We start from the raw sequence: 15,930 nt of genomic DNA, 5'->3' as shown, positions 1-15,930 counted from the left end.
AATCGGGCTATTTATACCTGAATATTTTATCTAAGTTTGCATTATGAATAGTATTGGCAGGGCGTTATTGAATTATTTGATCAAAGGATTATTAATCGTACTCCCTATTGCATTAAGCGTTTTTATTGTGGTTTGGGCTGTAACTACGGTTGATAGCTGGTTGAATGTAAATAACATTCTGGGTGTTGATCCCAATACTGGAGCAAGCAGGAATATTCCTGGTTTGGGACTTGCATTGGTGATCTCTCTGATACTAATTGCCGGTATTTTTGTAACTTATTTTGTAACGGAACCGATGTACGATTGGTTTCACCGTTTATTAGATAAAATACCATTTCTGAAGTTTATTTACTCCTCAATAAAAGACCTTACTGAGGCTTTTGTGGGGGATGAAAAGAAGTTTAATAATCCGGTTCTGGTTGAAGTGGGCGGCGATTTAAAGCGCATAGGCTTTCTTACCCAGTCGGATTTGAAATCTATTAATCTGCCTGGAGAGTCTATTGTGTATTTCCCGTTTTCTTATTCGTTTGCCGGACAGGTGTATGTAGTGAAACATGAAAAAATTAAACCATTAAATATGAGTGCTGCGGACGCCATGAAGTTGGTGGTGTCTGGTGGGGTTAGTCATTTTAACTAAAAAAAATAGGTAATTGTTCGACTCCTCAAACATTTTGCGGAAGGGCAAAATCTTTGCATGTCGTCTCACAACAACCAATTTTTTTTTGAAACGACTACAGCCGGCGAGACGGAGATAGAGGATAAAAGGGAAGATGTAGAGAGAGGCTGATGGGAAGGTGTAGGATATTTGAGTGGGATCTAAAAGAAAAACAACATGATTAAAATTTATCACAACAACAGATGCAGCAAAAGCAGGTGTGCACTGGCTATTTTAGAAGAAAGCGGAGAGGAATTTGAAGTCGTAAATTACCTGGAAACTGCGCCGACCGCAGAAGAGTTACGATCTATTATTAGTAAGCTTGGCATTAGAGCGCATGATCTTGTTCGTAAAACTGAACCAATCTATAAAGAGAAATATAAGGGGCAGGAGCTTTCTGATGAAGAATGGATTGCTGCAATGGTAATGAATCCAATATTGATAGAACGTCCGATATTGGTTTCAGGTGATAGGGCTGTTATTGCAAGACCTACAGAGAAAATCAACGAGATTTTGGGGTAATCATCATATCAAGCTTTAAAGGTAGGCAGAGGGTATGGTGTAGTGTTTCAATAAAAAAATCAAATGTTGTAAGCCGACATTCAAGGGTTTTGCCCTTCAGCAAAAGACTTGGCGAGGCGAACAATATTTGATTTTTTTAAGTTAGGAAGACTAATTCCTTTAAAAATTCGGTTTCAATACATATTTCTCGTAGAACCTGAAGATATGTTCAGCTGCTTCTTCTGCAGTATCAACTAATCTAAAGAGGTTAAGATCTTCCGCATGGATATTGTGTTCTTGATGAAGCATCGTACTTTTAATCCATTCTAATAAACCACCCCAGTATTCCTTTCCAACTAAAACGATTGGGAAGCGTGCAACCTTCCCTGTTTGGATCAGGGTGATCGCCTCGAACAATTCATCCATAGTACCCATTCCACCTGGAAGTACAATAAAGCCCTGAGAATATTTCATAAACATCACCTTTCTGATAAAAAAGTAATCGAACTCTAAAAGTTTATTGTGATCAATGTATTTATTGTGAAATTGCTCAAATGGTAACTCAATATTAAGACCTACTGATTTTCCTCCGTTTGTATGTGCACCTTTATTACCTGCCTCCATGATGCCTGGACCACCGCCTGTAATTACACCATATCCGCGTTCTGTTAATAGACGGCCACATTCAACTGCTATTTCATAATATTTATTGGTTTCAGCTGTTCTTGCTGATCCGAAAATGGAAACACATGGGCCAATTTTTGCTAATTTCTCAAAGCCATCGACAAACTCGGCCATGATTTTAAAGATCTGCCAGGAGTCTGTAACTTTTATTTCCTGCCAGTTTTTGTTTTCGAAAGCACTTCTTATTTTCTCTTCACTTGTCATACACTAATTGTATTTTAAAACTTTGTTTGCTGATCAGTTTTTTTGCTGATCAATAATAATCCTATAAAAGTGATTAATCCGTTTACAAGGATTAACTCCACACTAAATTTATAACCACCTAATAATTGGACTGAGTAATCATTTAGCAAGTAACAAATTGCCGGTGATATTATGCATATAAATGGAACTAATTTGTCGTGTAGACCACGATTTTTTACAAATAAGCCGAAACTATAAAGACCTAAAAGCGGTCCGTAGGTATAGGACGCTACTCTGAAAATGCCATTTACTACGGAGTCGTCGTTAATCGCATTAAATACAACAATAACCAGGAACATCAATACAGAGAAGCCAACGTGTACCATGTGACGTTTGCGTACCGCTTCTTTGCTATTGTCATTGTCGCCTTTACCCATATGCAGGAAATCTACACAGAAAGAGGTCGTTAATGCGGTTAAGGCAGAGTCGGTAGTGGCAAAAGTTGCTGCAGTTAAACCCAACATAAATACAATTCCGGGGATAAGTGCCAGGTGATTGAAGGCGATCTCTGGGAACAAAAAGTCTGTTCTTGGTTTGCCGGTAACATAATCTGTAGGGATGTCTATTCCGTTTTTTGTAGCAAAAATATACAGTAAAGCACCTACGCTTAAGAAGAATATATTCAAAATGACAAATACACCGGTAAAGGTAAACATGTTCTTTTGGGCTTCGCCAATGGTTTTCATGCTTAGGTTTTTTTGCATCAGATCCTGATCCAGTCCAGTCATGGCAATGGTTACAAATATTCCACCCAGCAATTGTTTACTGAAATGAAACTTACTGGTAAGGAAGTCTTCATAAAAGAAGATTTTGGAATAACCACTGTTTTTGATGGTTTCAAAGGCTTCCGGTATGTTCATATTCAAGCTGTCGCACACAAAATAAATGGTAAGGAAAACTGAAAGCACCAGGAAGAATGTTTGTAAAGTATCGGTAATAATAATGGTTTTTAGTCCGCCTTTAAAGGTGTAAGACCAGATCAGTCCAAGTGATATCAATACGGTAGCCCAGAAAGGGACGCCATAACTATCAAATATAAAGCGCTGTAATACTATGACCACCAGGTACAAACGAAAGGCAGATCCTATAGTGCGACTGATTAAAAAGATTGAGGCTGCTGTTTTGTAACTGTAATATCCTAATCGTTGTTCAATATAGCTGTAAATGGAGGTCAGCCTCATCCGGTAATAAAGCGGCAGCAGGACCGTAGCTATAATGATAAAACCAATGGCATTTCCGAGAACGAACTGGAAATACTGAAATTGATTGCCACCCGGGGATCCAACTTCACCGGGAACAGAAATAAAGGTTACGCCGGATAATGCGGTTCCAATCATCCCAAATGCCACCAAATACCATTTGGAGTTTCTGTTGGCAATGAAGAACGTAGAGTTATCAGATGATTTCTTTGAAGTTACAAATGCAATTACAATCAAAATCAGAAAGTAGCCGAATAAAAATGACAATAGTATAAGTGGACTCATATTAAAGGTTTAGTGTTTAAATGTAAGAAACCATGATGAGTTTACCTCTATAAAATATTAAATTTGTAGCATGAACTTTTCTTCTAAACTGCTTGAAGACGCTGTAAATGAATTCTCAAAGTTACCAGGGGTAGGACAAAAGACTGCACTTAGGTTAGTATTGCACCTGTTGAACAAAGAACAGGAAGAAGTTGATCATTTCGGGAATTCGGTAATGAGGCTCAGGAAAGAGATCAAACATTGCAGTGTGTGTCACAATATTTCTGATCATGAGCTTTGCGACATCTGTACGGCTAATAAAAGGGATAGAGATGTGATTTGTGTTGTAGAAGACACCAGAGATGTAATGGCGGTAGAAAATACAGGTCAGTATTTTGGTGTTTATCATGTATTGGATGGGTTGATTTCGCCTATGGACGGGATAGGACCATCTGATCTTTTTATTGATTCCCTGGTGCAAAGGGTGGCTACCACTCCGGTAAAGGAAGTTATCCTGGCCTTAAGTGCAACCATGGAAGGGGATACCACACTTTTTTATCTATATAAAAGGCTTAAGGATTTTCAAATCCCAATTACGACGATTGCGCGTGGGATTGCTTTTGGTGGAGAACTGGAATATGCCGATGAGATCACGCTGGGAAGATCAATAGTAACAAGGGTGCCTTATCAGAGCTCATTAATTAAATAACCTGAATGGATTTTAAGAATAAAGTAATTATAGTTACCGGTGCCTCATCGGGTATAGGTAAAGCTTGTGCGGAAGAGTTTGCAAAGCGAGGAGCAAACCTCGTACTGGCCGCCAGACAATATGTAACACTTTGCGAAATTACAGCTGATCTGGAAAAGCGCTATGGAATAAAAGCCATTGCAGTGCAGACAGATGTGAGCAAGGAAGAAGATTGTAAGTTGTTGGTTAAACAAGCTTTGGTTACTTTCGATAGGATTGATATCCTGATCAATAATGCAGGCTTATCAATGCGTGCCTTGTTTAACGAGCTGGATCTTTCGGTATTGAAAAACCTGATGGATGTGAATTTCTGGGGTACAGTGTATTGTACAAAATACGCTTTGCCTGAGATCTTGAAAACCAAGGGAAGTGTAGTCGGGGTTTCTTCAATAGCGGGCTACCGTGGTTTACCCGGTCGTACCGGATATTCTGCTTCGAAATTTGCTATGAATGGATTTATGGAAGCTTTGCGGACTGAACTGCTGAAAACCGGTATCCATGTAATGGTGGCCTGTCCGGGTTTTACCGCTTCTAATATTCGGGTTACGGCTTTGGCTAAAGATGGAGCGTCTCATGGCGAGACCAGCATGGAAGAAGGTAAGATGATGAGCGCTGAGTTAGTAGCTGCTACCATCGCTGATGGGATTGCTGAACGCAAGCGCACATTAATTATGACAGGACAGGGAAAACTGACCGTCTGGATCAATAAATTGTTACCTGCATGGGCTGATAAGCTGGTATTCAATCATTTTACCAAAGAGAAAAAGGCACTCATCAAATAATTTTTTTTAAGAAACATTTGCTCCTTTGCAAAAACAATTCCATATTTGCCTTAATGATACTAACAAACGGACTTAATAACTGGTGGTGGCACAACGCGAATGCGTAGTGTAACCCTGTATTGAACGTTTTTATTTTATATAATAATATTTGAGGGTTGCTTTAAGGCAACCTTTTTTGTTTTACAAACTTTTTTAAAGCTTCGTTTTTGAATCCTGACATGAAGAAGATACTTAACCACCTATTTGAAAATAAAACCTTTAGCAGAGCTGAGGCACAAAGAATTTTAACATCGATTGCGCTGGGAGAGTTTAATACTTCTCAGATTGCTGCATTTATTACCGCTTATGGCATGCGTAATATTACGGTTCAGGAGCTGCAGGGCTTTCGCGATGCGATGCTTGATTTATGTATAAAATTAGACTTTTCTGATTTTGAACTGGTAGATCTGTGTGGCACCGGCGGTGATGGAAAAGATACCTTTAACATTTCAACGTTGGCCTCTTTTGTTACTGCCGGAGCGGGATATAAAGTAGCGAAGCATGGTAATTACGGGGTTTCTTCAGGTTGCGGTTCGTCAAATGTGATGGAGTATCTGGGCTATACTTTTACCAATGACCAGGATGTATTAAAAAGGAGCCTGGAGCATGCCGGTATTTGCTTTATTCATGCGCCTTTGTTCAATCCGGCTATGAAAACTGTTGCCCCAATCCGTAAGGAACTAGGAGTAAAAACTTTTTTCAATATGCTTGGACCAATGGTTAATCCGGCACAACCTAAGAATCAGATTGTAGGGGTGTTTAGTTTAGAACTGGCTCGCTTATATGCGTATTTATATCAGGATACGGATAAAAACTACACCATTCTGCATGCTGTTGATGGCTTCGATGAGGTTTCTTTAACCTGTGACATCAAAACGTTTAGTAAAAATGGTGAAGCCTTGTTAAGGGTTTCCGATCTGGGCTTTGAGCAGATTGTTGAGGATAAAATAAAAGGTGGTGATACTGTGGAATCATCCGCAAAGATCTTTATGAACGTATTAAACGGTCGGGCAACAGATGAACAGAATAATGTGGTTTTGTGTAATGCTGCCCTGGCCATACAAACCATAGATCATACCAAATCTTTTGGAGATTGTTTCTATGAAGCAGAGTCTTCATTAACGGGTAAAAAAGCTTTGGAGACTTTTAAAAAGCTAACAGGAAGATAAATTAACCGATCTTAAATCTTAAAAAGAATAGAATGGATGTTAAACTGAAAATATGCGGAATGAAGCTGCCTGATAACATACGGGCGGTTGCCGCTTTGCAGCCGGATTATTTAGGCTTTATTTTTTTTAGAGGTTCTAAGCGTTTTGTGGATGGTTTAACACCTTCATTTGTTAAAAATCTTCCTGCGGGAATAAGGCGGACAGGTGTTTTTGTGAATGAAGAACTAAATAAAGTTGCTGAACTGGCTACTCTATACGGGTTAAATGCGGTTCAGTTACATGGACAAGAGCCTGTGAAATACTGCATTGCATTAAAAGGATTGCTTGATGATGCAGGTATTGTGCTGATAAAGGCTTTTGGTGTGAATGAGCAGTTTGACTTTAATACTTTAAGCGCTTATGCGAATGTGGTAGATTACTTTTTGTTTGATACCCAAACACCGGATCATGGCGGTTCTGGTAAGACTTTTAATTGGGCGCTCCTTAATAATTACAGTTTGAATAAGCCATATTTTTTAAGTGGAGGCATTGGCCCGGAAAGTATGGAACAATTAAAAGAAATAAATGATCCCCGTTTGTATGCCATCGACATCAACAGCAGGTTTGAGCTGGCACCGGGTTTAAAGGATATAGATAAATTGAACGATTTTAAGCATAAACTACCATTATGAATTATTTTGTAAATGAAAAAGGCTATTTCGGAGATTTTGGCGGTGCGTACATCCCCGAAATGCTTTACCCTAATGTAGAAGAGCTAAGACAGAACTACCTTAAGATAATTGGCGATGAGTCCTTTCAGAAAGAATTTCATCAGTTACTTAAAGATTATGTTGGGCGGCCTTCACCATTGTACCTGGCTAAGCGACTTTCGCAGAAATATAATGCGAATATTTTCCTGAAAAGGGAGGATTTGAACCATACCGGTGCACATAAAATTAATAATACGATAGGGCAGATCCTGCTTGCCGAGCGACTTGGTAAGAAGCGTATCATTGCTGAAACTGGTGCGGGACAACATGGTGTGGCAACTGCAACAGTTTGTGCTTTGCGTGGCTTGGAGTGTGTGGTTTATATGGGTGAAATCGATATTCAGCGACAAGCGCCTAATGTGGCCAGAATGAAAATGTTAGGCGCAAAGGTAGTGCCTGCAACTTCAGGAAGTAAAACTTTAAAGGACGCAACAAATGAAGCGATGCGAGATTGGATCAATAATCCAATAGATACGCATTACATCATCGGATCAGTTGTAGGACCACATCCTTATCCGGATATGGTGGCTATTTTTCAGTCTATTATATCAGAAGAGACGAAGAAACAATTGATTGAACAAACAGGCAATGATCAGCCTGATTACGTTTTGGCTTGTGTAGGTGGCGGTAGCAATGCTATGGGTATGTTTTATCATTTTATAGATGATGAAAAGGTAAAGTTAATTGCCGTTGAGGCCGGAGGTAGAGGTGTTGATACAGGTTTCTCGGCCGCGACAACTTTTCTGGGTAAGGAAGGTGTGTTGCATGGCAGCAGAAGTATTTTGATGCAAACCGAAGACGGACAGGTGGTAGAGCCACATTCTGTCTCTGCAGGTTTGGATTATCCGGGTATTGGTCCTCAACATGCACATTTGTTTAAAACGGGTCGCGGAGAGTATGTGTCAATTACAGATGATGAAGCCTTACAGGCTGGCTTGTTGCTTACGCAAATGGAAGGCATCATCCCGGCAATAGAAAGTGCCCACGCATTGGCTTATTTAGAGAAAATGAGCTTTAAAGGTGGTGAAAATGTAGTGGTATGCTTATCAGGTAGAGGTGATAAGGATATGGATACCTACATGAAGTACTTTAATTTATAATCTAATACCTAGAAAATAATGAGCAGAATAAAAGAGCTTTTTCAAACGAAGAAGAATATATTATCAATTTATTATACAGCAGGATATCCGGGACTGAATGATACCGTTCAAATTGCGGAAACGCTGGAGCAGTCGGGGGCCGATCTCCTGGAAATTGGCTTTCCTTATTCAGATCCTGTAGCTGACGGACCAACCATTCAGGCGAGCAGTAAACAATCATTGGATCAGGGAATGACCTTGAAATTGTTGTTTGAGCAACTTAAAGATCTTCGTAAAAAGGTAAGTATTCCCGTTTTACTTATGGGGTATGTAAATCCTGTATTGCAGTTTGGTGTGGAGAATTTTTGTAAAGCCTGTGTAGAAGTAGGGGTAGATGGATGTATTGTCCCTGATTTGCCAATGGCGGAATATGAAGCATTGTATCAAGGAATATTTGAAGGGAATGGATTGAGCAATATCTTTCTGGTAACTCCTCAGACTTCAACAGAGCGTATTCATAAAATAGATGGATTGAGTAATGGCTTTATTTATTTGTTATCCTCTTCTGCTACCACAGGGCAGAATTTACAAGTGTCGGAAGGTACGGAGAGTTACTTTTCAAGAATTGCTGATATGAAGCTTAAAAATCCAACTATGATTGGTTTTGGAATAGATAGCAAGGAGACTTTTGATAAAGCTTGTGAGTACGCCAATGGCGCGATTATCGGCAGTGCCTTTGTAAAAGCACTTGATGCCAATGATTTGAATGGCAGCGTTAAAACCTTTATGCAGAAATTTAAAGGTTAAGTTGTAGCGTCATTAAAAAAGGCCTTCCTATTGAAATAAATCAGCAGGAAGGCCTTTTTTTCTCAAAATGACGACTGCATTATGATGCTTTACTTTTCTTGATTGATTTTAAAAAGATGAAACCAACAAGACCTGAAATTATAGAAGCGCAAAGAATAGCAAACTTGGCCTCGGTAACATGAAGCTCGTCACTAAACGATAACAGGGAGATGAAAATGGACATAGTAAAACCGATACCGGCTAGCATGCCCAGTCCTATAATGTGTTTCCAGCCCGATCGAGAAGGTAAGCTTCCGAGTTTAAGCTTTACTGCTACCCAGGAGAATAGGGTTACACCGATGGTTTTACCTGCAAAAAGTCCCACAATAATCCCTAATCCTAATGGAGAAGCCAGGCCGCTGATCATTTCTTTCTGAAAGGTTATGTTGGTGTTCGCTAATGCGAAAACAGGCATGATGAAATAGTTTACTGGTCCGTTTAACAGATGTTCCAGCTTTTCTAAAGGAGATTCTAAGCTGGTTTTGTTAGTTGGAATGGTTAAGGCCAGCAATACCCCTGCAATGGTAGCGTGTATGCCTGAGTGGTGAATGAAATACCACAGAAATATGCCGGGTACAAGATAGAAATAGAGTTGCTTGATGTTAAAAAAGTTGAATGCCAGCAATAGTAGCATGACTCCTCCAGCCATGAGCAGGTAGTCGAAATGAACCTCATTGGTGTAAAATACAGCAATTACTAAAATGGCGCCAAGATCATCTACAATAGCGAGTGCCGCTAAAAAGACTTTTAATGATGTTGGTACGCTCTTTCCGAGCATGGATATGATGGCTAATGCAAAAGCAATATCAGTAGCCATTGGGATACCCCATCCAGAGGCAGTAGATTCACCTTTATTAAATAAGAAGTAAATAAAGGCCGGAACTAACATCCCGCCCAAAGCCGCTACTACCGGGAGTGATGCTTTCTTCAGGGAGGAGAGTTCTCCTTCAACCATTTCCCGTTTGATTTCGAGGCCTACCAGTAAAAAGAATACGGCCATCAAAGCGTCATTGATCCAGGCAGATATGCTGAATGAATATGCTTGTGTGCCGAAGGTAATGCCTAAATCTGTTGATAGTAAGGACGAAAAAGCGGCTGCATGAGAAGAGTTCGCAATGTAGAGAGAAATCGCTACGCAGACCATTAACATGACGCCACCAATCTGGCCGGAGCGGAAAAAATCTCTAAAAGATTGTAAATTTAGTAAATTAGCCATATGGGTAAATATAGCTTTTTTGAGGAAAATTAAAGAAAGGAGGAGAGATCTCCTTTTCCTTCACGGATAATTTCAAATCCGCCTAAAGTACAATCAACCACTGTAGATGCTTCATTATCACCATATCCACCATCAACTACAATATCTACGTTTTCTTCGTATTTTTCATGTATCAATTCCGGATCGGTTGAGTATTCTATAACTTCATCATCATCGCGGATGGAAGTAGATAGGATGGGATTGCCTAATTGTTTTACAATTTCCCTGGCGATATCATTGTCGGGAACCCTTATACCTACTGTTTTTTTATTAGAGCTTAGTAGCTTAGGGACATTGTTGTTTGCGTTAAAAATGAAGGTAAAGGGGCCTGGTAAGGCTTTTTTTAATACCCTGAAGGTAGCTGTGTCAATGGGCTTAATGTAATCAGAAATATGTCTGAGATCGGAACATATGAACGAGAAATTAGCTTTTTCTGGTTTAATTCCTCTTATTCTGCATATCTTTTCAATGGCCTTTTGATTGGTAATGTCGCAGCCTAAGCCGTAAACTGTATCAGTAGGATAGATGATTAAACCTCCTTTTTTCAAGACTTCAACAATTTGTTCAATTGCTTTAGGATTTGGATTCTCAGGATAGATTTTGATAAGCATATGTAAATTTAGAGAAAAATCATGCCAATAAGCTTAAAGTTCTTCGTAATAATAAAAAAGTCCTCAGCTAGATTTAGTGGAGGACTTTTTTATGTATGCTCTAATCTTAAAACTCAGCGTTTTTAGGGAAACGTGGGAAGGCAATTACATCTCTGATGTTTGTCATTCCACTTACAAATAGAACAAGTCTTTCAAAGCCTAAACCAAAGCCTGAGTGTGGAGCAGAACCAAAGCGTCTGGTGTCTAAGAACCACCATAACTCTTCCTGAGGAATGTTCATGTCTTCCATTCTTTGGGTCAGTTTATCCAGTCTTTCTTCTCTTTGCGATCCACCAACGATTTCGCCAATTCCAGGGAAAAGGATGTCCATTGCGGCTACCGTTTTTCTGCCTTGTTCGTCCGGCTCATTCTGACGCATGTAGAATGATTTAATGTCCGCAGGATAATCGGTTAAGATTACCGGTTTTTTAAAGTGTTTTTCAACCAGGAAGCGCTCGTGTTCTGATTGTAAGTCAGCTCCCCATTCATCAATCAGGTATTTGAATTGTTTTTTCTGATTAGGTTTTGAAGATTTTAAGATCTTAATCGCTTCGGTATAAGTTACACGCTCAAAGTCGTTGGTTAAGCAGAAGTTTAACTTGTCTAACAGCGATAACTCGCTACGTTCGTTTTGAGGTTTTGTTTTTTCTTCTTCAAGTAAGCGGTTGTTCAGGAATTCTAATTCCTCTTTACAGTTTTTAAGGGCGTATTCAATTACATACTTCAGCATGTCCTCTGCCAGGTTCATGTTGTCCTCAAGATCAGCAAAAGCAACCTCAGGTTCAATCATCCAGAACTCGGCAAGGTGACGGGTAGTATTTGAGTTTTCAGCCCTGAATGTAGGTCCGAAAGTATAGATTTGTCCAAATGCCATTGCAGCTAACTCACCTTCAAGTTGTCCGGAAACAGTAAGGTTTGCAGAACGTGCAAAGAAGTCTTCAGAATAATCAATCTGACCATCTTCAGTGCGTGGTGGGTTATCCAGGTCTAGGGTTGTTACTTTAAACATTTCACCGGCGCCTTCAGCATCTGATGCAGTAATGATTGGGGTGTGCATATACACAAAGCCTCTTTCATTATAAAACTGGTGTACGGCAAAGGCTAAAGCATGACGTACTTTAAATACGGCGTTAAATGTATTGGTGCGGAAACGTAAATGCGCAATTTCTCTTAAAAACTCAAGACTATGTTTCTTTGGTTGTAAAGGGAATTTTTCCGGGTCACTGTCGCCCAGTATTTCAATAGACTCAGCTTTGATATCTACTTTTTGTCCTTTTCCAACAGATTCAACCAGAGTACCTTTTACGGCTATAGCAGCACCAGTAGTGATGCGTTTAAGTAATGCTTCCGGTGTATTATTGAAATCAACAACGATCTGGATGTTTCCCATACAGGAACCATCATTTATAGCGATAAACTGATTGTTACGGAAAGTACGTACCCAACCCATAACGGTTACTTCTCTGTTAAACTCTTCTGTCTCGAGCAGATTTTTTACTTTTTCTCTGTGTATCATGATTTTATTATGGAGAGAGCCAAAAATAAGGAAAATAGAGAAGAAATAACAGTTTAATATTTATTGATGTGAATGTGATGTTGTTTTTGATTTTTTGATGTTTTATTTTGTGTTTTAGCTGTTTTTTGTTGGTGTTTTTGTTTTTTATTATAGTTATTTTTCTATTTATTGTTGTTTTTGAATGTTGTTTTTTGTTTGTGTGTAGTTTTTGTGTGTTTTTTAGTGTTGTTTTTGATGGTTAATTGGGTTTTGTTTGGTTTTTGTGTTTGTTTATTGGGTTTTGTTGGTTTATTTTGTCTTTGTTTTGATTATTTTGTTAAGTATTTTTGATTTTTATTTGTTTTTGTGCTTGTTTTTAAAATATATCTCTATATTTGTAATGCTCGTTTAATTTATATTTGGTTAGAGAGGCCTGTGTCTGGATGGATACAGGCCTCTCGTTTTTTAGCCACCTGATTTAACTCTTTTTTCTTCCGTTTCTGAACTTCCTGAACGTTTACGCGCAGCTTTAATATCATTGCTTCCAAATCTATAGGTGCAGGTTAAGCGAAATATTTGGCTTTCCCATCTTTCTTTAACAATGTATTGTTGTGAAGGTAGCGCGCTGGTAATTTTGCTCCTTTGTGTTTTAAACAAATCATTCAGGGCTAGTTTAATATCCATTTTCTTATCCATTAAAGATTTTTTAAGGCCTAAGTCTACGCTGTATTGCGGATCTATCAATAATGTTCCGGTAACCTGTTTAGATTGGTAATAGCCGGAAAGCTCTACGCTTGTAGTTGGATTTAATGTGATGGACTGATCTGTGTTCAGGTTAATTGAAACTCTGCCGCTCTCATAAGGGCTGCCAAGTATATCCGGCGTTTTAAATTTATTGTAATAGGTGGTCAGGTTGTTATTACTGCTCCACCAGTCTGTAATTTTTATGGGATAGCTGATGTTTATATTGTAAGCGTCCTGAGTGGCCAGATTCTGATAGGAGATGAAAATAGTCTTCTTTGCGGTATCTGTTAATAGTACATTAGAAATTACATCTGTAGTATGACTGTATCCAAATGTTATGTTTAAATCTTTTTTGTAGCTGTAAGACACTTCAAACGAATTGGTGTACTGGGAGGTTAAAAAGGGATTGCCATAACGGTAAGAATAGAGGTCAAGGTAATAAATGAATGGGTTTAGTGATTCATAATCCGGTCTGTCTATCCGTCTGCTATAAGAAAAGCCCATGTCATGATCTTTAGAAAGTGTTTGGCTGATAAAAACGCTTGGGAAAAAATCAATATAATGTTTCTTAACAATCTTGTTGTGTGTTAATGAGTTCCCTTTTGAGTTGGTTTGTTCAGCCCTAAGACCTAATTGTACAGATGTGGTTTTGAACTTTTTGCTGAGTTTGGCATAAGCGGCATTGATGTTTTCATCATAAAGAAACCGGTTGCTCTGTTTGTTGTCGTTTGTCCATTCATTGTTTTCAAGAGTTTCGAATATGAAATTATTATCCGTTTTTACAAAGCTTGATTTTAAGCCTGTTTCAAGTTTCATCTCTTTGTTGATGGGGTAGGTGTAGTCGACTTTTGCAGCTTTAATATTTGTTGTAGTTGGGGTCGAATTTCTGAACAGGTATGGAGGTTTTAATATTTGGCCTACCGCGTCGAAATATTGGTTATTGAAATTATTGTTTTCCCGACCTGTGTATTTTGAATAGTCGCCATCTATGCTAATCTCCTGGCCCAGCGTGTCGATTGTCGCTTTGTAATTCAGGTTGTAAGAAATACCTGTGTATTTGAAGTCGTTTGGATTTTTTGCCACCACAGAAGAGTCTGTTTTCATAGGCTGGTCGCCAATTAAAGTTAGTACATCAGATATGTTTTTGCCATTGCTTTGGTAGCCATTGAATGAAAAGCCAATTGTGTTTTTATCGTTGATGAAATAATCAAGCCCAGCTTTATAATTACTGTTATTTCTGTTTCTTAAGTTGTAATTGGTTTGATCAAAGTAAGTCTTGTCGGTGGCTGTGTTATTTGTTCTTGCAATATCTGTCCCATTATATCTCTTATTGCGACCGTAATTAAAGTCTCCGAAAATGTTAATTTTTTTTGCTCTGTGGTTTAGTGTTAAACCCCCGTTTGCTTTGTAATATTTACCGTAGCCTGCCCCAATATTTACAGTTCCGTTGGTGCCGTAGTTTCGGTTCTTTTATATTTACTGAGAATTTTAAAAAGGTCATTATATTGTTGTTATGCAAAATGTATTGACTGTTCGTGTGAGATCAATTCGGTCTTGGTAAGCTTCCAGCTATACCGTAAAAAAGGGATGATCCACACGATTTCATTCTCAGGAGTCTGAACAGTACTTAAGGCCGCTATAACGAGCCTGAATAAAACAAAAGGATAGACGAAGGAGGATTAAGTCGATACGATTTAAATTCTTGATTATGGCTATTACAAAACAATCAATTGGGATAGATATCTCAAAAACTAAATTTACTGCATGTCTATGTCAGCGTTTAGAGGACGGTAAATTAACGTTCTCAAAGTCTTTAGATTTTAGTAACGACACCAAGGGTTTTAATCAATTGCTACGGTGGGCGAAAAGCATTATTGTTGCTGGAACAGAGCTTGTATTCCTGATGGAAGCTACAGGTGTTTACTATGAACATTTGGCGCACCACCTTTACAAGATCAAGAAAACGGTTCACGTTGTGCTACCCAATACCTCAAAGCACTATTTTTCCAGCCTAAACATCAAGACAAAGACAGATGCAGTTGATGCGAGAATACTCAGCCAGTTTGGGATAGAGCGAATCCATAAGTCATGGGCTCCACCTCCTGCAGCATTGTTGCAGCTTAGGAATCTAACCCGGTATTATGTTCAACTGCAGGAGCAGAAAACTGCTCTTGGGAACATTAAGCATAGTAAGGATTGCTCACATGACATTCAAAATTTCATCATCAAAAGCAACAAGAAATTGATTGTCGAGATAGATAAAGAAATTGCAAAATGTCTAATTGAAATCAAGAAACTTCTAGAAGCCGACAGGGTTCTGAAGGAAAAAGTAAGAAAGTTGTTGACAATAAGAGGCGTCGGCCTTATTACTCTTGCTACAATTCTTGCTGAAACTATGGGTTTTAAGCAGTTTGGTAGCGTTAAGCAACTTGTGAGCTATTCAGGCTATGATGTTGTGCAAAGGGAATCTGGAACATCAATAAAGGGAAAGACAAGAATATCTAAGAAAGGAAATAGGTATATCAGGAATGCACTCTATTTTCCTGCAATGGTAGCATGCAGATACAATGAGTCATTAAAGGAAATCTACATGAGAATAAACCAGAAAAAAAGCTCTAAAATGGTAGGCCAAGTTGCTATACAGAGGAAATTACTAATTCTAATCTATACCCTTTGGAAAAATGATACTGAGTTTATGGAAAATTATAAAGGAAGTAGTCCCGATCCGATAATCGAGACTACACAAGATAGTTCAGTAGTTGAACTTCTTTAGATTACAAAAATACTTTTTTGTCTAAATATTTGGATTTTAAAACAGTACCTTTTTT

The 15,930-nt window shown here is 38.6% G+C and carries 15 protein-coding genes; 9 read left to right on the top strand and 6 right to left on the bottom strand.

From position 1 onward, the window contains the following. The first annotated feature begins 43 nt into the window (after positions 1-43). Positions 44-637: a DUF502 domain-containing protein gene (locus B9A18_RS24400; protein WP_084292473.1), complete on the top strand. Its 594-nt coding sequence runs from the start codon at positions 44-46 to the stop codon at positions 635-637. 195 nt (positions 638-832) lie between these two features. Further along, positions 833-1,177: an arsenate reductase (glutaredoxin) gene (gene arsC, locus B9A18_RS24395; protein WP_084292471.1), complete on the top strand. Its 345-nt coding sequence runs from the start codon at positions 833-835 to the stop codon at positions 1,175-1,177. A 159-nt stretch (positions 1,178-1,336) separates the two neighbouring features. On the opposite strand, the gene B9A18_RS24390 is transcribed toward arsC, so the two are convergent. Both B9A18_RS24390 and B9A18_RS24385 read right to left on the bottom strand, forming a co-directional pair. After that, positions 1,337-2,044 carry an LOG family protein gene (locus tag B9A18_RS24390; RefSeq protein ID WP_084292469.1) on the bottom strand — a complete coding sequence of 236 codons (708 nt, stop codon included), beginning with the start codon at positions 2,042-2,044 and terminating at the stop codon, positions 1,337-1,339. Between the two features lie 14 nt (positions 2,045-2,058). After that, complete coding sequence (locus B9A18_RS24385) at positions 2,059-3,567, bottom strand: sodium:solute symporter (RefSeq protein WP_084292467.1); 1,509 nt, start codon at positions 3,565-3,567, stop codon at positions 2,059-2,061. A 70-nt stretch (positions 3,568-3,637) separates the two neighbouring features. Here B9A18_RS24385 and recR point away from each other — a divergent pair, with 70 nt between their 5' ends. The 6 genes from recR to trpA all read left to right on the top strand — a co-directional run bounded on the left by recR (position 3,638) and on the right by trpA (position 8,919). Then, on the top strand, positions 3,638-4,255 hold the full coding sequence (gene recR / locus B9A18_RS24380) for a recombination mediator RecR (RefSeq protein WP_084292465.1): 618 nt from the start codon (positions 3,638-3,640) through the stop codon (positions 4,253-4,255). Between the two features lie 5 nt (positions 4,256-4,260). Further along, entirely contained in the window at positions 4,261-5,076 is an 816-nt protein-coding gene (locus B9A18_RS24375; RefSeq protein ID WP_084292463.1) for an SDR family oxidoreductase, read from the top strand. 218 nt (positions 5,077-5,294) lie between these two features. Then, the gene (trpD, locus tag B9A18_RS24370) at positions 5,295-6,284 is read left to right on the top strand and encodes an anthranilate phosphoribosyltransferase (protein WP_084292461.1); all 990 of its coding nucleotides are present in this window, start codon (positions 5,295-5,297) and stop codon (positions 6,282-6,284) included. 32 nt (positions 6,285-6,316) lie between these two features. After that, a complete protein-coding gene (locus B9A18_RS24365; protein WP_084292459.1) occupies positions 6,317-6,955 on the top strand; it encodes a phosphoribosylanthranilate isomerase in 639 nt (212 codons plus the stop codon). After that, positions 6,952-8,133 (top strand): tryptophan synthase subunit beta, encoded by a 1,182-nt coding sequence (gene trpB, locus B9A18_RS24360; protein ID WP_084292457.1) that lies wholly within the window; start codon positions 6,952-6,954, stop codon positions 8,131-8,133. Before B9A18_RS24365 ends, trpB begins: the two co-directional genes overlap by 4 nt. An 18-nt stretch (positions 8,134-8,151) precedes the next feature. Continuing rightward, a complete protein-coding gene (trpA, locus tag B9A18_RS24355; RefSeq protein ID WP_084292455.1) occupies positions 8,152-8,919 on the top strand; it encodes a tryptophan synthase subunit alpha in 768 nt (255 codons plus the stop codon). Positions 8,920-8,998: 79 nt separating this feature from the next. Here trpA and nhaA read toward each other — a convergent pair whose 3' ends face one another. The 4 genes from nhaA to B9A18_RS24335 all read right to left on the bottom strand — a co-directional run bounded on the left by nhaA (position 8,999) and on the right by B9A18_RS24335 (position 14,206). After that, positions 8,999-10,174 (bottom strand): Na+/H+ antiporter NhaA, encoded by a 1,176-nt coding sequence (nhaA, locus tag B9A18_RS24350; RefSeq protein ID WP_084292453.1) that lies wholly within the window; start codon positions 10,172-10,174, stop codon positions 8,999-9,001. 29 nt (positions 10,175-10,203) lie between these two features. Next, complete coding sequence (locus tag B9A18_RS24345; RefSeq protein ID WP_084292451.1) at positions 10,204-10,824, bottom strand: L-threonylcarbamoyladenylate synthase; 621 nt, start codon at positions 10,822-10,824, stop codon at positions 10,204-10,206. A gap of 106 nt (positions 10,825-10,930) precedes the next feature. Beyond that, positions 10,931-12,379: an asparagine--tRNA ligase gene (asnS, locus tag B9A18_RS24340; RefSeq protein WP_084292449.1), complete on the bottom strand. Its 1,449-nt coding sequence runs from the start codon at positions 12,377-12,379 to the stop codon at positions 10,931-10,933. Between the two features lie 444 nt (positions 12,380-12,823). Continuing rightward, positions 12,824-14,206, bottom strand: a complete 1,383-nt coding sequence (locus tag B9A18_RS24335) for an outer membrane beta-barrel family protein (RefSeq protein ID WP_084292447.1) — start codon at positions 14,204-14,206, stop codon at positions 12,824-12,826. A gap of 604 nt (positions 14,207-14,810) precedes the next feature. Here B9A18_RS24335 and B9A18_RS24330 point away from each other — a divergent pair. Then, the gene (locus B9A18_RS24330; protein WP_084289126.1) at positions 14,811-15,875 is read left to right on the top strand and encodes an IS110 family RNA-guided transposase; all 1,065 of its coding nucleotides are present in this window, start codon (positions 14,811-14,813) and stop codon (positions 15,873-15,875) included. Positions 15,876-15,930: the final 55 nt, after the last annotated feature.

The sequence above is a fragment of the Pedobacter nyackensis genome (assembly GCF_900176505.1).
In the GTDB taxonomy this organism is placed as follows: Bacteria; Bacteroidota; Bacteroidia; order Sphingobacteriales; family Sphingobacteriaceae; genus Pedobacter; species Pedobacter nyackensis.
The sequence above is the reverse complement of the archived record's forward strand: the minus strand, read 5'-3'. Positions and strand labels throughout refer to the sequence as shown.

Coding starts and splice junctions, on each gene's coding strand:
- B9A18_RS24330 (WP_084289126.1), top strand. CDS start 14,811: ATGGCTATTACAAAACAATCAATTGGGATAGATATCTCAAAAACTAAA.
- B9A18_RS24390 (WP_084292469.1), bottom strand. CDS start 2,044: ATGACAAGTGAAGAGAAAATAAGAAGTGCTTTCGAAAACAAAAACTGG.
- trpA (WP_084292455.1), top strand. CDS start 8,152: ATGAGCAGAATAAAAGAGCTTTTTCAAACGAAGAAGAATATATTATCA.
- trpD (WP_084292461.1), top strand. CDS start 5,295: ATGAAGAAGATACTTAACCACCTATTTGAAAATAAAACCTTTAGCAGA.
- B9A18_RS24335 (WP_084292447.1), bottom strand. CDS start 14,206: ATGAAAACAGACTCTTCTGTGGTGGCAAAAAATCCAAACGACTTCAAA.
- B9A18_RS24385 (WP_084292467.1), bottom strand. CDS start 3,567: ATGAGTCCACTTATACTATTGTCATTTTTATTCGGCTACTTTCTGATT.
- nhaA (WP_084292453.1), bottom strand. CDS start 10,174: ATGGCTAATTTACTAAATTTACAATCTTTTAGAGATTTTTTCCGCTCC.
- B9A18_RS24400 (WP_084292473.1), top strand. CDS start 44: ATGAATAGTATTGGCAGGGCGTTATTGAATTATTTGATCAAAGGATTA.
- B9A18_RS24345 (WP_084292451.1), bottom strand. CDS start 10,824: ATGCTTATCAAAATCTATCCTGAGAATCCAAATCCTAAAGCAATTGAA.
- B9A18_RS24375 (WP_084292463.1), top strand. CDS start 4,261: ATGGATTTTAAGAATAAAGTAATTATAGTTACCGGTGCCTCATCGGGT.
- trpB (WP_084292457.1), top strand. CDS start 6,952: ATGAATTATTTTGTAAATGAAAAAGGCTATTTCGGAGATTTTGGCGGT.
- B9A18_RS24365 (WP_084292459.1), top strand. CDS start 6,317: ATGGATGTTAAACTGAAAATATGCGGAATGAAGCTGCCTGATAACATA.
- asnS (WP_084292449.1), bottom strand. CDS start 12,379: ATGATACACAGAGAAAAAGTAAAAAATCTGCTCGAGACAGAAGAGTTT.
- arsC (WP_084292471.1), top strand. CDS start 833: ATGATTAAAATTTATCACAACAACAGATGCAGCAAAAGCAGGTGTGCA.
- recR (WP_084292465.1), top strand. CDS start 3,638: ATGAACTTTTCTTCTAAACTGCTTGAAGACGCTGTAAATGAATTCTCA.